Source organism: Bradyrhizobium sp. LM2.9 (assembly GCF_054056555.1).
The window spans coordinates 5,450,443-5,471,095 of record NZ_JBSRYJ010000002.1; the positions used below are offsets into that span (position 1 = coordinate 5,450,443).

Genomic DNA, 20,653 nt, shown 5'->3' on the forward strand with positions numbered 1-20,653 from the left:
TGAATGCCATCCCGCTACAATCTTCCGCACATTGATATTGGTCGGTTCGCGGCCGAGCAAGATTACATGGGCGAAGGTGCGTTCGGCGATCCGCCTGCGCGCGATCGCGAGGCACATGGCCGACGCCTGCAAGGCGAATTGACGGCTGCGCTGGGGCTTGCGGATCAGATCCGTCCGCAGGATGATCGGCTGCCGCCGGTGACCGGGACACGCATTGAAGTGGAGCTGCGGCGAGGCACCGACCCCGAAGTTTTGAACCTCAAGGGCGAAGGCATCCGGGCGGGTGCAACCAAGTATAACCCGGGCAACGACCGCCGGGCGATCGCGCTCTATGTGCCCGACGATGCACGGCCGGCGCTCGAAGCGGTTTTAGGCGATTACCTTGGCCCTCTGCTGGCGTCGGGTAATCCGAGGCAGGCAAAGGTCGAAGCAATCGAGGAATTCCGCCAATTCCGGATGGCGAACGCTTGGACGGACGATCCGCAGGCTCTGCCCTTGAACGCCCAAGATAGCATCTGGTGGGGATTGTGGTGCCACCGCGACAGCGCGATCGAGGTCGAGACGGTATGCGAGCGCCTTGGCGTGCAGATGGCGGGAGCCAACCGCCGCCTGTTGTTTCCGGAAATCATCGTCATCCCGGTCTTTACGACGCGAGCAACGGTCGAGCTGATGCTGTTTGCCACTGGCGGGATTGCAGAGCTTCGCCGTGCCAGCGACAATCCAGCCTTCTACACAGACGAATTCGCGGGCGACCAGCACGCGTGGGTGGACGATCTAGCGGCGCGCGTGGTGTGGCCAGGCGCGGACGTTCCCACCGTCTGCCTGCTCGATACGGGCGTCAATCGTGGGCATGCCCTGATCGAGCCTGTCCTGGCCGAGGGCGACTTGCACGCCCTTGATAACCGTTGGGGTCGTGACGATCACCATGGTCACGGCTCCGGCATGGCCGGGCTGATCCTGCACGGCGACCTGACGGCGGCGCTAGGCGACGAGGGGGAACGGGCGCTCCGACACCGCGTGGAGTCGGTCAAAATTCTTCCTCCTGTCGGCTTCGATGCCAACGACCCGCATAGCTATGGTGTACTGACGCAGGCGGCTGTGGCTCTGCCGGAAATCACAGCGCCGGATCGCGGGCGGGTTTTCTGTATGGCGATTACAAACCGTGATGTGACCGGCGCAACCGCGTCGAGCTGGAGCGCCGCGATTGATCAGGCTGCCGTTGGCCGAATGTTAGGCGACGGGGATGACCAAGACATCGAGGAAGCCGATCGCCGCAAACGTCTCTTTGTTGTGTCGGCTGGTAATACACCCCCCGAGCAGGATTATACCCGGCTACTCCCGCAGGACGATTTCCCGATCGAAGACCCGGCCCAGGCATGGAATGCTTTGACGATCGGCGGGTGTACCGACCTCGTCGATATCCACGACGAGGGTTTTGAGGACTGGACAGCAATGGCCTCGGTGGGGACGATCAGCCCGCATAGCCGGACCAGTACCGCGTGGCGGCAGGGCGTGTCACCGATCAAACCGGAGCTCGTCATCGAAGCGGGAAACCGCGCGATCAATCCAGCGCAAACGGAATGCCTGTCGATGGGATCGCTCTCACTGCTGACGACGGGCAGCGATGCGGCTGCGCCGCTTGTGCCGTTCGATGCGACCAGCGCCGCGGCGGCCCAAGGGGCGAGGATGGCCGCGCAAATTCAGGCGCAGCATCCCGAATATTGGCCGGAGACCGTACGGGCTATGATGGTTCATAGTGCGCAATGGACGCCCGCGATGCTTCAGGAATTGAACTCGACGCAGTCGAAGCGTGCGCGCTACGCGATGGTCCGGCGCTTCGGGTACGGCGTGCCCAGTTCCGAGCGCGCGTTCGCGTCGGCGACCAACCAGGTGGCGTTGTTTGCGCAGGCGGCAATTCAGCCTTTCATCAGAAGAGGCCGCAAATTCAACAAGTGCCATTATTACACGCTACCGATCCCGCCCGACATGCTCGAGAGACTGAACAACGAGCGGGTGGAGATGAAAGTGACGCTGTCGTATTTCATCGAGCCCAATCCGGGCTTGTCTGCGAACGTGGATGCGCAGCGCTACCAGTCGCACGGCCTGCGCTTTGACCATCAACGCCGCCGCGAGTCGGTGGCGCGATTCCGCCAGCGCGTGAACCCAGCTGAGCGTAACGACGGTCAAAGACCCGTAAGCGAGCCCACCGACCCGAACTGGATGCTGGGTGAAGACAGCATCAGCGCAGGCTCCTTGCATTGCGACGTATGGACGGGACCCGCGATCGACATGCTCAATCGTGACACGCTTTGCGTAAAACCGGTTAATGGATGGTGGCGGCACCGGTCATCATTGGAGATTTGCAATCGTAAAAGCCGGTACGCGCTGATCGTCACGCTCCGGGTGCTTAACCCGGACGTAGATATTTACACACCCATCCGCACAAGCATCGGCCTGCCGGTTCCCGTTCCGATCGACATCATGGTTTAAAAGGCTTCAACCTCGTTCTGCCCTTCTTGCAGCATCGCAAGCTAGTCATGTTCGCGAATCGACTTTCCCGCCGATCGCTCTACTCGGCGGGATTTTTGTCCGAGCTACTGCGCGCGACGCGGAATGGTTTTGAGCGGCGGCAGCACAGCCTTCGGCGGCCGCTTCTTCGGATCCTGGTGGTTGAAGTGCCCGCGGGTCGGCAGCGGAATCAGGAGCCGCTTGCACAACTGCCGGAGCCCAAACTCTGAGATCCCGAGCTCGGCACCTGCCCGGATCATAGTCTTGCTCCAGACGAGGTCACGCAGCTCGGCGCGGCTCATGTTCCTGCGGAGAACCCCTCTGCCGACCGAGAGCTTCCTGCTCTTCCGCAGCCGTTTGATGCCGTGCTTTCGCTCGAACGCCTTGGTGGCCTTGTCCTCCATGCGCCCTCGGTAGCGCGCTAGGCGGTCGGGGTAGGGATACGGGCCCGGAGCGCAGGCCTTCTTGAGCTTGTAGACCCGGCGAGCCCAGGCTTGCTGCTCCTCATCCTCGAACGGGTAGAAGGGAACGTCTGGCGGAGACCATTCGGCATGAGCCGGGAGGAAGCTTGGCCGCCCCAAGTCGAAGTCCCACCAGATCGCGCAGCCCATGCGCGTGTGATGATAGCCGGTCGCGAGAGCATCGATCGTTGCCGCGCAGTACATCGGGTCGCAACTTCGGCGCGCGACCGGCGCGATGACGCCGACGTTGAGAAGGTCGAAGAGCTCGGATGCTCGCAGCTTCAAGCGCTTGAGCACCTCGTATTCTTGATAGAGCGGTGGCTCGGACATCGGTCGCCCTCTTGTCGATCGAGAAAAGCAGCCACCGGCAACCGCTATCTGTCAAATTGTGGGAGTTGTGGAAGCTTTGAGCAGAAAATCTGAGTCTAATTCAGAGGCGACCCGGGATGTGTCTGGTTTGTTGAGCCGTTCAGCGGGAGCCACTTGTTTTCTGATTCGGCGTGGGACATCTCGCCGACGGCGCCGCAGGCGTCTGCAGCGTCCGCCTCTACAGCCCGCGACGTGCTACTCGACCTGATCGATCGACGACCGACAGTCGAACCGGTCCTGACCTTCAGGTCGACGGCGAGGCGCCGGCGCTGCTGCCGCTGCGGCCGCCGACCATTTCTTGATGGCGAAGCCGGCCGCCAGTCCCGGGATCAGAGCCAGCAGCGCGCGCACCGCAAAGAACACGACACCGGCAACGACTGCCATGTGATAACCGGAGACCGGTCAAGCAAAGATTTTATATAGGAAATACAGTGCTTTATGGCGCTATTGCTTCCCAAGAATTTGGACCGGGAAGCAGGTGGGAAGCAGCTTTGGAGGCAACTGGCCTCGGCTCGGTAGCAGTTGGCCATGAACTCAAGCCCCGCCCGCTCCTCCGGCATGTCCGCGCCGGCCGCGAGATCCAGGCAGATGCGCTCCAAGCGCGCGAGCTCGATGTCGTGCTGATGTGGCCCCATGGAGCAGTCAGACTCCCGCCTGTGCCCTCCCGTCAAGAGCCGAACGTTGCCCGCACCCACAAACGTGCAGCAGCTCATCGCTCTGGAGGTCACCGTAGCCGTCGTTTGACTGCTCGAACGACGCTCTCGAACGTTCCAACCCGGCGCAGGCCGTACCGCTCATAGACCTCTTCCGTAAACCTCAGCCTTCGCATGAACTTCGAAGAGGCCATCAAAAAGTAATCGCAAGCGCTCTCGTTAGACGCGTCAAGCCGAATCGCGAGGAGCAGACCTGGAGGGATATTTCGGCCGCACTCGATCGTCCAGAAAGGCGAATGACCTTCTTTGCCGTCGTGACACCACCGGGCCACGCGGAGCGATATTACCAAATCTCCTACCTCGAGCATTTGGTGGACTCGATCAAACCTGACATCTTCCCTGGACTTCGCAAGGGCCGTTCCAAGTCTCGATGCGTGGTCATCGATCACGGCAAGTCGGGCCCCGCGTGAATCGATATAACCGTAGTCCCGCTCCGGAACGTAACCGATCAGCCGATAGGCGTTTCTCACTGTCCCAAAGCGCAATTGGTAAACAGACGGACGCGGCACGCCGGGAGCCGCATCAATAACGGCGCGAGTTAGCCGCCCCTTTTTTTGCAGGAGAATTCTAAGGCGCTTCAGCATTTCTTCGTTGGAAAGACCTTTCTGACTCTTGCGAACTGCAATGATGGACTGAGCCTTCGCAAACAACTCCGCAGCAATCACCGGCTCGAATGCGCCGATCTTTCTGATCCATCGATCGGCCGGAGTCCACGAGCGCCGCTGCCGAAGACGGTACGGATGGCGATCGTAGACGATGTTGCCGATGTAGTTCTCGTTCACCAGCAGATTGTGAATGATCCAAGCCGTCCAAGGCCGACCTGTCAGGCACGGGATTCCGACGGAATTCAGGCTCCGCGCAATCTTCGTCTCACTCCTCCGCTCAATAACGAACTGTCGGAAGATCGAGCGCACCTGTTCGACCTCTTCCGCGGGCCCTGGTCGCAGAATGACTCGATCTGTCTGCAGGTACTTCCGCTCACCATTTTGCAGCACGCCTCGCGAGCACCCATTCACGTCGATCAACTCTCTGCGCAACCCGAGACACGGTCGACCGCCCTGCCTGAATCCCATTCGAGATAGATGACAAGCTCCGGCATATACCTTTTCTGATCGTTCCCTGCTCCATTCAGCAGCCATGGCCCGCTTGAGGTTCTTTCCAATACTTGACATGAGACCGCCATCGTTACCGAACAATTCGGCGCAATAGACGACCTTAATGCCGGCCCGTTTGCAGATGAATTCGTAGTACGCGCTTTCGTCAACGTCCTGAAATCGCCCCCAACGGCTGACGTCGTAGACGAGTATGCTACTAAAATCTGCGCGACCGCACTGAACGTCATCGATTAGATCGAGCAGACCCGTCCTGTTCTTGATGTGAAGCCCGCTTTTGCCCTCATCCCGATAGGTTCGAACGATCTCCCACTCGAGCCTCAGCGCATAAGCGGCGATCACCGCCATCTGGTTCGCGATGGAATACTGCTGGTAGTCCGTCGACATTCTGACGTACTGCGCGGCGCGGCGCGACCACCGTGCTTTCGGTAAGCTGCTCTTGAGCGGGACGAGCGCATTGACCATCGGACCTAGCCTCCAACGCATCACGCCTTGGCAATCTAATACATCCGGGCGGGGCCATGAACATCACGTCTTCACGACGCGCCAACCCATTGCCAACCATACTTCGCCACCCAAGTCAGAGTGGCTGTCGCAAAAGCCAGAATCAATCCACCCCAGTAAGACGACCGACGCGCCGCATTGATCGAGCGCAGGTACAGAATTGCCCCGAGTAGTGTGCCGTAGTTCCTCCTGAAATCACCATTGAGCTTAGCGATTTTGGACAGGTCGGAAGTCGTCTCAACTTCATCAGCCATTGCGCTGGTCCTTCTAGGTAGCCAGCCCCCTATGAACCACTGTTTTGCCCGACGGAGCAAGTGACAATTTCGGGATTATCGAATCATCAACTTTCTGGATGACGTTGAGAAATGCGCCCAGGCAAGCCTTTGATGATGCAACGCAACATACATGGGCATTGAGCGGAACAACCCATAGGCGTACATTCGCTTCGGGGGATTACACTGAATGAATTTCGAAGACGCGCATTTTTTCGTTCGGTGTCTGCGTTACCGCTTTCACACCGAGCAGCTTCCTTTGAAGACGCTGATGCGCCTCAATCTGCAGGGAGCGACAGTTGTCGATATCGGTGCCAACAGGGGCATCTATTGCTTTTGGTTGGCACGCGCGGTCGGCCCTGCCGGCAGGGTTCATGCCTTCGAACCTCAGCCGGAGATGATCCGGTATATCCAGACCCGTAGGGCCCGTTTTGCGTTCAACAACGTCGAAATATTTGAGACCGCCCTCTCGGACTATCGCGGCACCGCTCAGCTGACGCGGCAACGCATTGGCGACGGAAGCGCTTCGTTGTGCCTGGAACGGATGAATCCCGGCGATGAAACGATCTCGGTCCCTCTTCTGCCCCTCGATGACTTCGAACTCCAAAATGTCAAGTTCATCAAATGCGACGTCGAGGGACACGAACTAAGCGCCTTTGCCGGCGCTCGGCGCATGATCGAAGCAAACCGTCCCGTTGTGCAATTCGAGAGCCTTTCCGCGAACGCCGGCGACCTGTTCTCGTTTTTTGAAGAACTCGGTTATCTCGGTATCATGTATCTGGACAATCAATATCTCCCGTACCAAACTGGCTGGCAGATTCCGCATTCAAAATTTGGAACGGGCGGGCACCGAGATTTCCTCTTCTTTCCCGAGACTGCAATCGGATCCACGATCCCGCTCTCATTATTTCAGCAGTTCAAGGCATTCACTCCGCCGCAGTCGCGTGTTCGGCGCGCGAGTTCGGCGCGATGCGAGCGCTAGCAAAATGGGCCGCGCGACGTACAACGCTGTCCGGGAACGGTCGACGGCAAAGGCGTCGGCACATCAGATCGCACTACCACGGTCGTTTGAGCGGGTGTCGCGCCATCAATTGCTCTCGCCGTAGTGCGAGCGCTGTCCAATTGGGCGCGGCAATTCACGTAAGCATCGGTGCCCGGCCGCGCCCCGTAGCTAAGGCACTTCTGATCGTCTTTGGCACTCCGTTCAGCGGCTTCTTGTTCGCTACCGAGGCATCCCCCCAACGACAAGGCGAGTGCCAAGATTGCAACGACGCGCATCGATTTCTTCCCCCTTAGAATATCGCTTCATCCAATCGCATGCTCGAGATGAGATCAACCAGAACCGATCGGGCCGGTACGATAATCCCGCTCGTCCATGGTAGGACTCGACGCCGCTCCCACCCGGTGGTTGCATGCAGTTTCATAATTTGGGCGACTGGAAATGAAGACCATTGCTTTTACGTTTGCGTTCGCAGTCGCAGCAACCGCTGCTCATGCGCAATACCAGACTGGCACTGGCTCTAACCCGAGCACGCACACTTCGTCGGGCTACATCCGTAGCACCGGCACCTATGTGACCCCGTACGTCGCCACCAATCCGAACGGGACGCAGCGGGGACAACTTCGGCACCAGCGGAAACTACAATCCGAGCACGGGCACGAATGGCCATCGGACGCCGAGATACGGCGATGGGGGATCGCTCGTCTCGGGCTTCGAGGTAGCGGACTAATAAAGGGCGGGCGAAGCGCTAGCCTTCCGAAAGGCGTTTCAAATAGCCCTCGTGGTTCATCGACAGCAAATGCTGAGACACGAGCATTTTGCGCCAGGGAGGTCTGCTCCTCAGTCGTGGCGGCTCTAAGGTTGCGGTGCTAATCCACCGTTCCACAACCTTGGGGAAAACCGGCTCTGGGACAGTCTGCCTGCATTTTCCGAATCAACCGGCTGTGCTCGCTGGCGGCAGTGTTGTGGTTGCGGGGATGCGCGTGAGCCAGTTTTTGTCCGTGCTGCTGCTCGGGACGGCGTTGACCCTGACCTTGTGCTTCGGGGTTGCGGCATGGCGCCAGTCCGCGGTCAGAGACGTCGACATCACTGTCACTATCCCGCATAAGGAAAACGGGCTGGCGAGCGAGGCCGACCAATTGAAGCCTGCGCCGGCAAACCCGTATTTCTACCAGCATTACCGTGAACTTCCGCCGCCGATCCGGCGGGGTCTCAGTGGCAACACGGGGCTTGACCGACACTTGGCTATGCGACGGTCAGCCGCCACCAAACATAGCGGCTTGCCTGCGACCGCTACCGGAGGAATCCTCTGGGATGGGCACCAAGTCGAGAGAGGTCATCTGGGGCGGTCGGATCATGGGCGCGAAGATCCGGGCCGAGGGTGCCCGACAACGGGCTCAGGAGGCTGCGCGCGAAGCAGACCGGGCCGAGGCTGAAGCTTGGTCCGTCCGGATGGAAGGTTACGGCGGCCCAGCCCAACCCTCCCCCACAATCGCTCAATGCCTCAACGGCGGGCTTGCTTGGCTGGAGGTCGAGTGTGCCCGCTGTAAGACGCGCGCCAGTCTCCCACTTGACGCCATCCGCCGGCCCAAAGATACGCCGGTTTGGAAACTCGAAGCTTCGCTGAAGTGCCGCTCCTGCCGCACACCCCGCTACGCGCCCCCTGCCCGCATGATCAAACTAACCGAGACAAGGCAGATCACGCCCTATAAATGGGTTCACCCAAGCGAAGAGCGGTAGAGCGTTGCATGGCGAAATTTGCGACCGAACGTCCTTATGCGGAGCCCGAAGCCGCGGCCCGCCAGTTGGTCCAGCTCGCGGCGAGCATCGAGCCGGTTCAGGACGGGCGTATCCACATCGAAAAGATCAACGCGCCGTTTCTATTTACGCTCAGCGGCAAGGGCAGCGAGTTCGGCGCCGGCATCCGATACGCGATCGAGAAGGGCTGGCTAGAGCTGCACGAAAGCGGGACCTATGTGCGTCTGCTGACGCCAGGCAAAAATCTCCTGAACTAGGAACTTCGCCTTCTTCAGGGGAATTGATTCTAGGCCGGCTCCCCCGGGCCGGCGGAGCGGCCTCGGCCCTACCCCAAAAGCCCACCCTGAAGCCGGGGCCGTTGTCTCCGCCGTCGGTAGTTTCGGAGTATGCGTATGCGTACCTCGCCCTCGATCGTGCCGGCCGATCGCTTGGACCGCGACATTTGCCTCGTGCTCGAGGACTTCGGAGCCGGCGCCGGATGCGCCTGGCGCGAGACGGATGAAGCCGACACCGACATGGCGACCGTCCTGCAGCATCTTCTGTCCGGCCAATATACCTATCGGGTTAGGATCGTTTGCTTCAATCCGAGCCAAGGCTGGTCACGGGACGCAACCTCTGAGTTTGCTGACGCTGTAGCCCAGCTGGCGGCAGATACCGACGCCGAGGTCTCGCCTGCTCTGCAGGCCTTTATTGCCACCAACGCCAGCCGGCACTTCGACCCAGCTCGCCCTCCCCTTGCGCGGCGCCATGATAATTGAGGAGCCGCCAACTGAGGCGGCCTTGTCCATTTACGGGCGGCTTACTCCGGGGGTTGCAGACCAGGCGAGTTCAGCCAATCGCTCAGATGCGCGCCCGTCTCAGCTAAGCGCGCCTTCCTGAGAAGCCGCTCGCGCTCAGCACCAGGGGGGAGCTGGGCAGCTTGTTCTTTAAGCTGAGTGGCGTGCTCGCCCAATCGTTCTTCAAGCGACTGGTTGTGCTTCACTCTGCGGCGTCGCTGAGACATGGAGCCATTCCTTGTGCCATTAACGACGACTCCAAAAACCGAAAAAGGTAAGTTCAGTTCCGGCTCGGAACGTAAATTTCCGTCCAACGTCGAGGGGCGCTTCGTCTGCTCTACCTGCGGAAGTATCGCTAGCGGGGCAGAGACGGCCCCGGCTAGGGGGGCTTTTGAGGTGTGGAGCCGGGGCCGCTGGAGGTGCTTAGACCTTGGGAGATCCAAGCATCCTGAGCCTAGGAAAAATCGGCAATCTGTTCTGTTCGCTTTCGGACGGTGGCTATATTGTTCCCTCGGGGAACGGAGTGGCTGCAATGAAAGACATGCAGGCTCAGTTGGAAAAGCTCCGCACGGATGCGGCCGATCTGCGCGCTGATCCGGGATCTGGCGACCGATCCAAAGAAGCGCGAACTATTCGCCCGGCTGGCGGAGCACCTGAGCGTGCTCGCCGCCGAGGTCGAGCGTGCGGTTGCGGAGGGTTTGAGCAAGGGATGACCAGGGGCTGGGGGCGGCCTTTCGAAGATCCGATCGAGGTCAACGGCCGCAAGCTGGCGACGCTGCTTGACGCAGGCAACTACGTCGCGGCGCTAGCGAAGAAAGAGCGCGCTGCGCCGGAGTGGCAAGCCGCGATGGAGGCTCTGATCCTAGTAGCGGAGGGTGGCGGCCCGACCATGTTCGCCCGGATCGGCGTCATGGGGCGCTGAACCGACACCACGTTCCCGAATTCAACCCGAAGGGCAAAGAACCGCATTGGGCCGGCGCGAGCTGAAGAGGGATCAATGAGGCCCGACAGCGCGAACCGGTGAAGATCACGTCTCAGGATGCCAATCCTGACCGTATTGCTTCGTCATCGTTCGGTACGCGCGCCTCTTGAACAGCTTCCCGACCGCTGCCATCACGCACCCGCCCGCGCCAAGCGCCAGCGCGACAGCAATCCAATCATTGGCCCAGCGCCAATAGATATTCGAGGCCGAGATCACGAATACGGCAGAGATCGCAAGCACGGTCTGGATGGGCCGATTGGCTCCCTCTAGCCATTCCGCAAAAGAAGAACCAACATTACCAGCTCTTAGATCTGGCAAGCTAAATCGCCGCGGATAGGCCGTCGGTGCATGGTAAGTTGAAAAACCGTTCTTGATTGCCCCTCCAGCGATGCCCACGCCGAGGACGTACATCCACCCCTCGTGAAAATCGAAAAGGTGGGAGTTGACCAGACTGCTTAAGATATTTTGAGTTACAACAGTCAGGCCAATCCAGTGAGTGAAGGACTGACCGAAGAAGAGCAACAAATGAGCGCGCCACATTGCGAAAAGCAAGATCGTGCCGACAAGTCCCCATTGGACAGCCACATAGAGGGTCTGATTGTGGGGATTGCGAACCGTGTTGGCCCACTCACCCTCTTTGCCCTTCGCTGCATCCGCAAAGATCGTCTTCGTCGATCCAGTACCGTGGCCAAAAATTGGCGCTTGTATTATAGCTTGGAAGGATGTGCGCCAATAAAAAAAGCGCAGTCCCAGTGAAGTCGCCCGATCAGTGTGGCGCTTGACTTCATAGTCTCTGATCGACAGTTCAAAGCGCTGATGCAAGCTTGTCGAGGTCGCGAAACTAAGTATCACCAAGCAGATTACGCCACATAGAAATAAACTGGCAGTCTTCCGATTGAGGTATTTCCAGGCGAAGAGGAGCACCAAGGCTGGAAAGTAAAGGAGCGCCGTGCGCCCTACAACAACGGTTGCCAAATTCGCGGCGAATCCCACCAGCAAAACGGTGCATCCGAGTGCAGCCACTGCTCGGCGTTTCCTCAGTGAGTTCGCGAGAAGTGGTAAGAGCGCGAAAATGCAAAACGCAAATTCTTGGGTTTGGTCGATGTAATTTCTGACCGGGACGCCTGGCGCCTCAGCCGCCCCAATCTTCAAGCTGGGTGCAAAGTAGACAAACCAAGATAAAACCATGAGCGCCGAACACGAGACAAGAAATGCAATGAAAGTCCACTCTGCGCGCTGCGAGCGTTGAAAATGGTAGATCAGCAAAGGGAGCACTGCGAACTTTGCGACGGGTCCAAGTCCCTGCAGCATCCCGGTTCGGTCGACGTCGGTCCACAACAGTCCGAGCACTGCGAGAGCGAAGAGGGCCGCCGGCAAGAAACTTTCGGGTCGTAGGAAAGATTTTTTAAGTTCTCCCGGCTCGATCGTGGGGATCAGAACAACCAGCCAGATAGCCAAAAAGATCTCAACAGCCGTTGTCGACCATGGCAACGCCGCGGCCGCGAGCGCCGGGTACCAATCAATGCAGACAAGCCAAAAACGCGACCGCGGCCATTTGACCGCCGTTCGTAGCACTGAAGACGACAATGAAAGGCCCCCCGGCCACAGCACACTTAAATGTGCACTAAGTACTTTTCTGCTACCTTGGCAAGTAGTGGACTGTCGTGCTCGCCTAGCATTTGGTAGGGGCCGCGGGGATGCGGCGGTGCGTTCGTCGCGGCTTAGGCAAAGGCCCGCCAGCGTAGACCGGCGGGCCTCTCTCTTATCGCTTCAACCGACGGCGGTGCGTCATCAGCCGCTGCCGGTCGCGCTTTCGGTGCATTCGGCGCCGGCGCTTCACGTCAGGGCCACCACCGCTTCCCGACGCTCGATAGCCGCCTTTGCTCGCCGCTCAATGGTTCTGGCGAAGTCGGCAAGGCCAACAAATTCGAGAATCTGCCAAAACATCTCGAGGTCGTCGCCGTTTCCGTCGGAAATCTCCCAATCGTCGTGCATGCTTGGGAGCTTGTACCTCAAATCTTTAAGCGCAACCGCTCGGAGTTTCGCGGTCCCATCCTGATCCAGCTTATCGATTTCGATCGCTTTGATCAGTTCTTCGAGCGGCTCCATCTGCTCCGATATTTTGGACATTTCGTCGTCTGCTTCTTCGTAGGCAATAGATGACGAGTCGGCCGCACACCATTTCACGCTCTGGTCGACGTAGGCATGCAGCAGCAGTTCGTACTCACGCGAAAGATCGGCGACGCCTGCGTCGATGGTCGGACGTAAGCGCCCCGCCACTGCGTCGGATCCGAGCCTCGCAATATCGTCGGCGAGCGACACAGCAATCTTCTGGTGCGCATCGTACCGGCCGATGAGGGGCGCCCATCTCACGATAGACGCCTTCGCCCCAACGCCTCGCTCGGACGTCGCTGATACGGTAACGAGGGTCTCGATGTGCTCGTTCTGCTGCTCGAAGAGAGCTCGGCAATCCTCCCTCTCGTCTACTTCGCCTTCGCCGCCACTTCGGCGGTGCTCCTCATAGAGGCTATCAATCGATCGCTCTGCCGCCATCAGGCCTTCGGCCGCGTCGACGAGGTCCTGATCTGATCCGTCAAGCGGCATTGCCGGTGCGGTGGTCGAAGTGGCCGCGAAGACGGGATAGGGCATCGCTGCGGCGGCCGGCAAGGCGAGCGGCAGAGCGGCAAGGCCGGCCAGCGCCGTTCGGCGGGATAGGCCGTCAGCGGGCTTGCGGGACGCGCTGGTGCTTTTTCCCATTTCAGGCTGTCCCGTGGCGGGTTGGAGCGAAAACGAATCCACGGACTCCGCTCGCGGCGGAAACATGGGTCTATCAATGATCATGGTGGTGGTGCTCGCGGTTGGACCGGCTTCTGAAGGCCGGGCGCCAGCGGGACGGCACTGGCACCGGGAGTTTCAGAACACGTCCGCGAGAACGTGCGCCATCGGCCTTTACCCCGAGGGGCTATTGCATAGCCGTGGCACTCCCGGCATAGTGAGCCGGTCGCGGCCCACGGCAAATGGGCGCGTTACAATTTCGGCGGACAAGGAAGCCCGGCAAGGCTCTTGGCCCGCCTATCGCGGATGAAGCGCAATCCCCGGCAAGGGACCGCTTCGAGAGTTCTGAAGCTCCGCGAGCATCCCATCATGATTTGGTGAATTTTGTCTATCCCCTTGCGGGGCGCCTCGGCGCGTCATGTGCAGTGACCGAAGGCATGCTGATCGTCCGAACAGTAGATTCACGTGCATTTTTCTATTGCTCTCCACCATTGGTTGCGCTTTAATGCCGGCGGCTGGGGAGAAAAATGCATAGTTTGGAAAACGGTCGCGCCGAGCGCGTCCTGTTGGGCATATTTGTTGCGTTCGCGGTTTTTGCGTTTTGTTTCCAAGGTATTTTTTACCTTTTCGAATACCGCAACGGCGACACAACAGCGCCAACGTACGTCAAGTTCTTGAAGGACGGTGCATGGACAATTGTCCTGTGCTTCCTGCTTTACGTGGTGGCTCGGGCGAAGTTGGTTGAAAACCTGCTGCAACCTTACAATTTTGTCCTGTTGAGCTTCTGCTCCTGGATGACTGCCGTCAAACTAGTTGAGTGGTTCTCCGACGGACCCTACACCCCCCTGTTGCTGGCGCTGAAAAACGTCGTTCTCTACGCTGCGATGGTGCCCCTGCTAGGTACGCTCGGGACGGATACAAAGCGCCGGCTCACCAAGCTAGTTCTTGCAGTACTTATCGCGGTCGCTTTCGCTCAAGCCATCTTCTCGGCTGGGCTCTTTATCGCATTTCCGGAATACTCTTTTTGGAAGAATGACCCGTACGTCGGGTTCAATCCGTTTGTCGGACTCTTTTCGAACCCAAATAGATTTGGTCTGTTTCTGAACCTAGGCGCTGCGGTCCTGTGCGCGGCTTTGATGACCTCAAGCGCCAGGGGGGTTCTTTTAGCCGCAGCCGGTCTGCTCGTGCTCGCACTAAGCATTTTCTATACCGCGGCGTTATCTCAGCTTCTGGTGTATTTCGGCATTCTCGGTTATGCGACAATTATTGTCGCGTGGAAAATGCGCTGGCGATGTCTTCGGCTGCCAACAGTTGGGCTGGCGTCAATGCTGGCCATAGGCCTGGCTGTCACCAATTTAAAAAGCCCGTGGCCGAACGAGACATCTACAAGCAAGCCCAGGGAAGCAGAACTCGTATGGGATTTAAGAAACTTGGCGGCGCTTACGCTTCACGGCAAAACGCTTGACGGGAAACCGTTCCGTTTCACGTCCGACTCCTTCGTGAACCGGCTGAAAGAGGGAGAGGATTTACTCAAGAGCTTTGGTTTCCAGAATGCGCGGTCAGCCGCCGGGGTAAGTGGAGAAAATTCCACAGCGTTGTCCACTACCGCGCCATCAGGGGCGGCCGATCCGCAGCTGACCACATCGCAGCCGCGTCTGGAGCTTGTCGCTACGGCTCCACGCCAAGAGGAGAACCAATCAACGCGGCTCGACAACTCCTCACCCAGCGAGGGGGCGCACAGTCAAACTGCGATCATGGCGCAGCGGCTTTTTGGCCGTCCTGAACAGCTGGCGCCAGCAAGCCAAAGTCAGTTCGCATATATCTACTTCAGATATGGGCTGGTCGGTCTACTCCTATTCGTTGGTATTCTAGCGATCCCCGCCGTTCGAAGCTTTTTCACCCTAGCGCGGCGCGATTCCAGACCCAACGCAGATCAAATCCAACTGCTAAGCTACCACCTGTGCCTCGTCGCTTTTGCCGTGACCTTTGTGGGCGACAATGGCTTGCTGGACTACCCCACGAACTTTCTATTGTTCTTTGTGCTCTTCGCCAATCAATCGCTGGTTAATCTGGCAGAACGGCGAGCCTTGGAAAAGCTGGGCACCGTGGCATCGCCGATGATGCACCATGAGGCAATCTTACCAGCGCGGTAAGAGAACAACAGGGCCGCCCGGCTGCTGAACCCGCGTTGACGCCGAGTAGTCCGAGTGCGATTGCAAGCATTATCATGGGATGAAAACCTGTTGAGCTAGGATGTTGCCTCGATGCACCTAGCTGCACGCTCCGCTGACACAGGTGATCTGCTTGACGACGTTACCGGTGAAATTGGAGCCGCCCGGCTGCCCGTTCAGGATGGTGACCCAACTAAGAAGGAGAATAAGGAGGCCATAGAGAACGCAGAGTTCCTTGTTCGAGAGCGAAAATCGAAGCGAGGCGACCGCTTCCCACTATCCGTTACCTTCTACGATGCTGCCACCCCAAAGCTTTGGGGGTGACTGTCGAGCAGTCTCCATCACGCTATAAATCCTCTCCACCAGTTTTGGCACCAAAGCCAGCCCCCGTCCAACTGGTGATGTGAGATCAACCCAACATTCCTCGATTGCATCGCTACCGGCAACAATCATGCTGTCGGTGATATTAGATTGCTCGTTCTGCTCAAACATATTGAATTCCCTCTTGGTCGATCATCGCCGCCGTGCAGCGTTACCGCCATCAGGGCGCTAATTGGGTGTGCCCTGCCCTTGCATGGCAGTATCTTGCGCGCCGTCAGCGCCCCGGCTCCAGTTACGTCACAACAGGCGCCGAGACTTCGCGTTATTCACCGCGGCGAGAACGCGATGCACCTGTCACAAACGACAGGGTTGGTCGAACAGCGCCATTGGCCAGGGATGGCCCGATAGGCTGGCGAGTAGAGCCGACAGCTAGCAATCACCAACTAAAACCCTGGGATCTTTGTTGCTTTGCGCTCCCTTGAAGGGAGTGAATCGGAGTCCCTGAGGGGGTGACTCTGCAAAATAAAGCAGCAACGGTGCCGTTTATTTTGACGCAACGCTACACCCAAGTTGGTGCCATGATGTGAGTTTGGAATAGACCCTAGCGATTTGCGGACTGAGAGACTCTGCATCTTGGGTTGAACTAGCGTTTGAAGGCTCAATTCATTTTCCTTAGCAGGGTGATTGACTGTGATGCGCCCCATCCAAAGTACGCACATTGCTGCGTTGTTCAAACTGTACGACCAACAGCTTGAAGCCATTTGCAGCGATCCAGAGATCGAGAAGAATTATGCGGAGATCCTTCTTTTGAGAGAGAAGATAAAACTGGCGACCAATCAGAACGAGGCTCGCCGGCAATTCCTTGCTCGGTGCCTGCCACGCGCCTGAAGGTAAATGATCCTGAACTCCACGATCACGTGTCCCAAGTGCGGTCACGCTGCTGCCGAGGTCATGCCGACCGACGCTTGCCAGTTCTTCTATGACTGCAAAGGCTGCGGCGAGCGCCTGAAGCCGCTCGCTGGCGACTGCTGCGTGTTCTGTTCCTTCGGCACCGTTCCCTGTCCGCCGGTTCAAGAGAACGGCAAGGGCTGCTGTAGCTAGCTGCCCTGAAGGGAGTGAACTTCACCCGTTCCTTGCGCGATGAGGCTTGAGCAAGAAGCTACTCGTTGGCATTCCTGTTTGTGGCCCATCGCTTCCATTGACGCGGCGTCGGTGCATGTCCGCTCAAGAGGGCAGACCGGAAGTTTGCAGCCGGGCGCCAGTTCGGCGGCTTGTGACCCGTTTCGGACGTGCGCCTATCGGGGCCGTTTCGTTCGCAGTCGAGGCAGCAACGTCATTCCGGAAGGCCTGCTTTGCGAAGACCCTTGGCGAACATGGCGAAGTCCTCTGCTCGGCGGAATGGCGCTAGATCTCTGAGAGTGGAGGCTCGCAAGTCAGGGTTAAGTTCGAGCGCCCGTGCTATGGCTTTCTGTGCTGGCTCAAGCTGTCCGGCAAGCGCCTTGCTGGCAGCGGAAATGCAGATCGTCAGCAGAAATTTGGGATTGTCGCGCATTGCCTGTTCGGCGCATAACGATGCCACGTCACATCGGCTCGCGAGAAAATGAGCATATGCCATGGCTCCCTGCATGCCATACATGGACGGATCGAGCGGACTCAGGCGCATGGCACGCGCAACATGCTCAAGTGCCAGGTCCGACTCACCTCTCCAAACTCTCAGCCAGGCACTAAGCGTCCAAGCTTCGGCTAAGTTGGGACTGACCGCCAGTCCCCGATCCATGAGGGCCGCGGCGTCGTCGAACTCCTGGGCTACAAAGGCGAGTGCATACCCACCCCTAGACAGCGCGACAGGGTCATCTCCACCGAGATGCACGGCTTTCCGGGCCAGCCGCGTAGCTTCGGCACTCTCTTGCTCAGGCTCGATCATCCAGCCACGCGCCTTGCGCTGCACGTAGCACCACGCGGCCATGCCATAGGCGCACGCCAAGCCACGGTCGAGCTCGATCGCCCTGCAAAACAGCGCAAGCGCCTCGCGGTTCGCTTCCATTGTCGTGCGGCGAAGTTTCACCAGTCCGCGCAGGTAATAGTCGTACGCAGTCAGATTTTCGGTTGGTTTGCGGTTGGCACGTCTGATCTCCTCAACCTGCAGCTTCGGGGCGATAGCGCTAATGACGCTGGCGGTTACATGGTCCTGTAGATCGAACATATCTTCGAGCGCACCCTCGAAACGGTCCGTCCAGAGATGTGCTCCATTTTCGGCATCGATCAGCTGACCGGCGATACGAATGCGGTTTCCAGCTTTGCGCACGCTGCCTTCCAGCACGTAGCGCACTCCTAGCTCCCTTCCGACCTGCTTCACGTCCACATGCCGGCCTTTGTACGTGAAACTCGAATTGCGCGCGATCACAAACAGCCAACGAAGGGCAGAGAGCGCCATCGTGATATCCTCCACGACGCCATCTGCGAAATACTCCTGCTCTGGATCTGCACTCAGGTTCTGGAAAGATAGTACGGCAATCGAGGGTTTGTCAGGGAGCGCCAACGTGGGCCTTTGGTTTGCTGCCGCAAGATCTCTCACTCTGAAAACGCGGACCGGACGTCCAATGTTCTTGAGGTTCTGCTCGCCGGCATCATCAAACACAACATCAAGTTTATCGCGGAGTTGTCGGTGGGCATCATCCGACACACAAATGCCACCGGGCTCCGCAATCGCTTCGAGACGCGCTGCTACGTTGACACCGTCGCCGAATATGTCCCCATTATCCTGGATAACATCGCCAACATTGATACCGATCCGGAACTCAATTCGATTGTTCGCTGGTACGTCCGAATTGCGTTCCGCCATGCCACGCTGAACATCGACCGCACAGCGCATTGCGTCCACAACGCTATTGAACTCGGCCAAAAGGCCATCGCCGGTGTTCTTGACGATGTGCCCGCGATAGGCGGCAATCGTTGGATCAATCAAGACCCGCAAATGCTCCCTCAGCCGGACGTGCGTGCCTTCCTCGTCCATGCCCGTTAAACGACTATAACCGGCGACATCGGCCGCGAATATGGCTGTTAGCCGTCGCAAGAGGTGTTCGCGGCTCAAGGGATTCTCCCGCCGTGAAGCGTCACCGGTCTGAACCGGCACCTTTTGAAATGTTAGCGAGAATCGGCGTCAAATGCCACAGCCATCAACAAGGTTAGCTCAGAGGCGACGAGCTGATCGAGAGAGGCGGGCGACGTCCGCTCCTGGCCCATCGGCGAAAGTGGCGGTCCCTCCGCGAGGTTCACTCACTGAGGCATAGCGGACGAGAATTGCTCAGTTTGATTTCTTTCGCCTTGTGACCCGAAGCCGACCTGTGTTGGCGCAGCGGCCGGTCGGAAATCGGGTGGATCGATCTGCGTGAAATCCTATCGTGGGCGGGCGCACATAGGAGCACGACATGCACAAGTTTCACTCTATCGCAGCTCTTTGTGGAGATGGCCTCCGACCAGAACTGCGAGAGCTGTTCGAACGGCTGGCGATTGATCCTCAGTCTGGGCTGCACATCCGTCCCGACGGCATGGTCGAAGCCGGCCCCGATCCCGTCTGCAAGGCGTCCACTCGAACTGAAAACACAAACAGAGGAATTAGCTACATGTCGAAGGAAAGTGACAACAAGGCGATCGTGGGTCGCTGGTTTACAGACTTTTGGGGCGCGACCTGCAACCTGAATATCGTGGACGAACTCGCAGCGCCGGACATGCTGTTGCAATATTCGCTTCACGAACCTCGTCGTGGCCGCGACGACATTAAAGCCTTCATGACTGACTTTCGAAAGGCGTTTCCGGACCTCAACTTCTGGGGTGCGGCTGACCTGATCGCGGAAGGCGATTACGTTGTTGGACGCTGGGAAGGTGGTGGCACGCACACCGGGCCCGCCTTCCGCGACTTTTTGGCGGGATCACTGCCTGCCAACACAGGGCGCAACATGAAGTTCATCGGTACGACCGTCCTGAAGCTCAAGGATGGCAAGATTGTCGAGGAGATCGGCCTCGACGATGGTGTGGCGGCCTTGACACAGCTTGGACTTATCAAGGCTGCCGCATAGGCGTATTTCTAATGTGACGAACAGCGGGCTGGCCTTCTCCAGAGGGCCGGCCCTAGGTCCGCTTCTGGCCGTAGCCGACTAGCTAGGGCGAGCTGGCCGTGTCCGGTTTCGAAGAGTCTAGCGGACACGCCCTATCTCGCGGCCACCGGCTGTCAACCTTCGCCCCCACACGCGCCAACGATGCGAGGATGCTACCGATCCGCACCAGCTAACGCTCAAAACTGTGCTCGTCCGTGATCTGCTGGGAGCAGCAACGCGAAAATCAGCTGGAACCTGAGGTGTGAGTGCTCACTGGCGCGAGCGCGGAAGCTTGGATGCGCGCAGCCTGGGATGTGAGGCCAAGGCGCTGCAGCGACCGCTTCCGGACGGCGCTCTCAAAATCGTCGCGACCGGAGAGAAGGAAGACCCAGCGACCACGTAGTTCCGCACAGACCTGCGGAACACGGGGACAAAGCCGAGCCCCGAGGATTCGGAATCCCTGACCTGTGCTAACCGCCCGGAACGACCGGATGACGGAGGGATTCGTCCGGGCAGGAGCAATCTCTTATGCTGATGACAGGGGAAAGACGGCCAACGATCCGGACCCTGCGTGGGTGGGCGATCTCGGTGCTGCAAGAAGCTGGCGCCATCCGCGAGTGTACTGGTGTCGATCGGAGACACCTGCCCGGATTGCCCTCCCGAGCCCGGCTGACGCCGAGCGCTGCTCATTTTGGCGACTATCCGCCGACTAGCCACGACAGGCCGTGCCTCCCAAGCCAAGCCATCGCTGCTGAACACGCGAGCGAAATCAAGCCGGCCCAGAACCAAGAACGTCCGCGTGCGGCATTGATCGAGCGCAGATAGAGGAAGGCTCCG

At 58.8% G+C, this 20,653-nt stretch carries 17 protein-coding genes and 3 pseudogenes; 12 read left to right on the forward strand and 8 right to left on the reverse strand.

The annotated features are described in order from the left end of the window. The first annotated feature begins 3 nt into the window (after positions 1-3). Positions 4-2,490, forward strand: a complete 2,487-nt coding sequence (locus tag ACVWW3_RS28260; protein ID WP_456647947.1) for a S8 family peptidase — start codon at positions 4-6, stop codon at positions 2,488-2,490. Between the two features lie 104 nt (positions 2,491-2,594). Here ACVWW3_RS28260 and ACVWW3_RS28265 read toward each other — a convergent pair whose 3' ends face one another. The 4 genes from ACVWW3_RS28265 to ACVWW3_RS28280 form a co-directional block, all read right to left on the reverse strand. After that, positions 2,595-3,299: a hypothetical protein gene (locus ACVWW3_RS28265; protein WP_456647946.1), complete on the reverse strand. Its 705-nt coding sequence runs from the start codon at positions 3,297-3,299 to the stop codon at positions 2,595-2,597. 234 nt (positions 3,300-3,533) lie between these two features. Continuing rightward, the gene (locus ACVWW3_RS28270; protein WP_456647945.1) at positions 3,534-3,722 is read right to left on the reverse strand and encodes a hypothetical protein; all 189 of its coding nucleotides are present in this window, start codon (positions 3,720-3,722) and stop codon (positions 3,534-3,536) included. A gap of 340 nt (positions 3,723-4,062) precedes the next feature. Continuing rightward, entirely contained in the window at positions 4,063-5,628 is a 1,566-nt protein-coding gene (locus ACVWW3_RS28275) for a recombinase family protein (RefSeq protein ID WP_456647944.1), read from the reverse strand. 71 nt (positions 5,629-5,699) lie between these two features. Then, positions 5,700-5,921: a hypothetical protein gene (locus ACVWW3_RS28280; RefSeq protein ID WP_456647943.1), complete on the reverse strand. Its 222-nt coding sequence runs from the start codon at positions 5,919-5,921 to the stop codon at positions 5,700-5,702. Between the two features lie 208 nt (positions 5,922-6,129). On the opposite strand from ACVWW3_RS28280, the gene ACVWW3_RS28285 reads away from it, so the two are divergent. The 6 genes and pseudogenes from ACVWW3_RS28285 to ACVWW3_RS28310 all read left to right on the forward strand — a co-directional run bounded on the left by ACVWW3_RS28285 (position 6,130) and on the right by ACVWW3_RS28310 (position 10,395). Next, a complete protein-coding gene (locus ACVWW3_RS28285; protein ID WP_456647942.1) occupies positions 6,130-6,921 on the forward strand; it encodes an FkbM family methyltransferase in 792 nt (263 codons plus the stop codon). Between the two features lie 1,332 nt (positions 6,922-8,253). Then, positions 8,254-8,679: a hypothetical protein gene (locus ACVWW3_RS28290; RefSeq protein WP_456672213.1), complete on the forward strand. Its 426-nt coding sequence runs from the start codon at positions 8,254-8,256 to the stop codon at positions 8,677-8,679. An 8-nt stretch (positions 8,680-8,687) separates the two neighbouring features. Further along, on the forward strand, positions 8,688-8,954 hold the full coding sequence (locus ACVWW3_RS28295) for a hypothetical protein (protein WP_456647940.1): 267 nt from the start codon (positions 8,688-8,690) through the stop codon (positions 8,952-8,954). A gap of 135 nt (positions 8,955-9,089) precedes the next feature. Then, positions 9,090-9,444, forward strand: a pseudogene (locus ACVWW3_RS28300) (hypothetical protein); the annotation flags it as partial. 561 nt (positions 9,445-10,005) lie between these two features. Beyond that, a pseudogene (locus ACVWW3_RS28305) lies at positions 10,006-10,186 on the forward strand (hypothetical protein). Beyond that, complete coding sequence (locus ACVWW3_RS28310) at positions 10,183-10,395, forward strand: hypothetical protein (protein WP_456647939.1); 213 nt, start codon at positions 10,183-10,185, stop codon at positions 10,393-10,395. Before ACVWW3_RS28305 ends, ACVWW3_RS28310 begins: the two are co-directional and overlap by 4 nt. Positions 10,396-10,500: 105 nt before the next feature. Here ACVWW3_RS28310 and ACVWW3_RS28315 read toward each other — a convergent pair whose 3' ends face one another. Further along, a complete protein-coding gene (locus ACVWW3_RS28315; RefSeq protein WP_456647938.1) occupies positions 10,501-11,913 on the reverse strand; it encodes an O-antigen ligase family protein in 1,413 nt (470 codons plus the stop codon). Positions 11,914-12,291: 378 nt separating this feature from the next. Next, on the reverse strand, positions 12,292-13,212 hold the full coding sequence (locus tag ACVWW3_RS28320; protein ID WP_456647937.1) for a hypothetical protein: 921 nt from the start codon (positions 13,210-13,212) through the stop codon (positions 12,292-12,294). A 545-nt stretch (positions 13,213-13,757) separates the two neighbouring features. Between ACVWW3_RS28320 and ACVWW3_RS28325 the strand changes: the two genes are divergently transcribed. Continuing rightward, entirely contained in the window at positions 13,758-15,383 is a 1,626-nt protein-coding gene (locus ACVWW3_RS28325) for a hypothetical protein (protein WP_456647936.1), read from the forward strand. Positions 15,384-15,677: 294 nt separating this feature from the next. Here ACVWW3_RS28325 and ACVWW3_RS28330 read toward each other — a convergent pair whose 3' ends face one another. Continuing rightward, the gene (locus ACVWW3_RS28330; RefSeq protein ID WP_456647935.1) at positions 15,678-15,893 is read right to left on the reverse strand and encodes a hypothetical protein; all 216 of its coding nucleotides are present in this window, start codon (positions 15,891-15,893) and stop codon (positions 15,678-15,680) included. 513 nt (positions 15,894-16,406) lie between these two features. On the opposite strand from ACVWW3_RS28330, the gene ACVWW3_RS28335 reads away from it, so the two are divergent. Both ACVWW3_RS28335 and ACVWW3_RS28340 read left to right on the forward strand, forming a co-directional pair. Next, positions 16,407-16,610 (forward strand): hypothetical protein, encoded by a 204-nt coding sequence (locus ACVWW3_RS28335; RefSeq protein ID WP_456672214.1) that lies wholly within the window; start codon positions 16,407-16,409, stop codon positions 16,608-16,610. Between the two features lie 6 nt (positions 16,611-16,616). After that, complete coding sequence (locus tag ACVWW3_RS28340; protein WP_247348727.1) at positions 16,617-16,823, forward strand: GDCCVxC domain-containing (seleno)protein; 207 nt, start codon at positions 16,617-16,619, stop codon at positions 16,821-16,823. Between the two features lie 232 nt (positions 16,824-17,055). On the opposite strand, the gene ACVWW3_RS28345 is transcribed toward ACVWW3_RS28340, so the two are convergent. Next, positions 17,056-18,813 carry an adenylate/guanylate cyclase domain-containing protein gene (locus tag ACVWW3_RS28345; RefSeq protein WP_456672215.1) on the reverse strand — a complete coding sequence of 586 codons (1,758 nt, stop codon included), beginning with the start codon at positions 18,811-18,813 and terminating at the stop codon, positions 17,056-17,058. A gap of 532 nt (positions 18,814-19,345) precedes the next feature. On the opposite strand from ACVWW3_RS28345, the gene ACVWW3_RS28350 reads away from it, so the two are divergent. Both ACVWW3_RS28350 and ACVWW3_RS28355 read left to right on the forward strand, forming a co-directional pair. Next, positions 19,346-19,798: an ester cyclase gene (locus ACVWW3_RS28350; RefSeq protein WP_456649727.1), complete on the forward strand. Its 453-nt coding sequence runs from the start codon at positions 19,346-19,348 to the stop codon at positions 19,796-19,798. A gap of 305 nt (positions 19,799-20,103) precedes the next feature. Next, positions 20,104-20,219: pseudogene (locus tag ACVWW3_RS28355) on the forward strand (SOS response-associated peptidase); the annotation flags it as partial. Between the last annotated feature and the right edge of the window lie 434 nt (positions 20,220-20,653).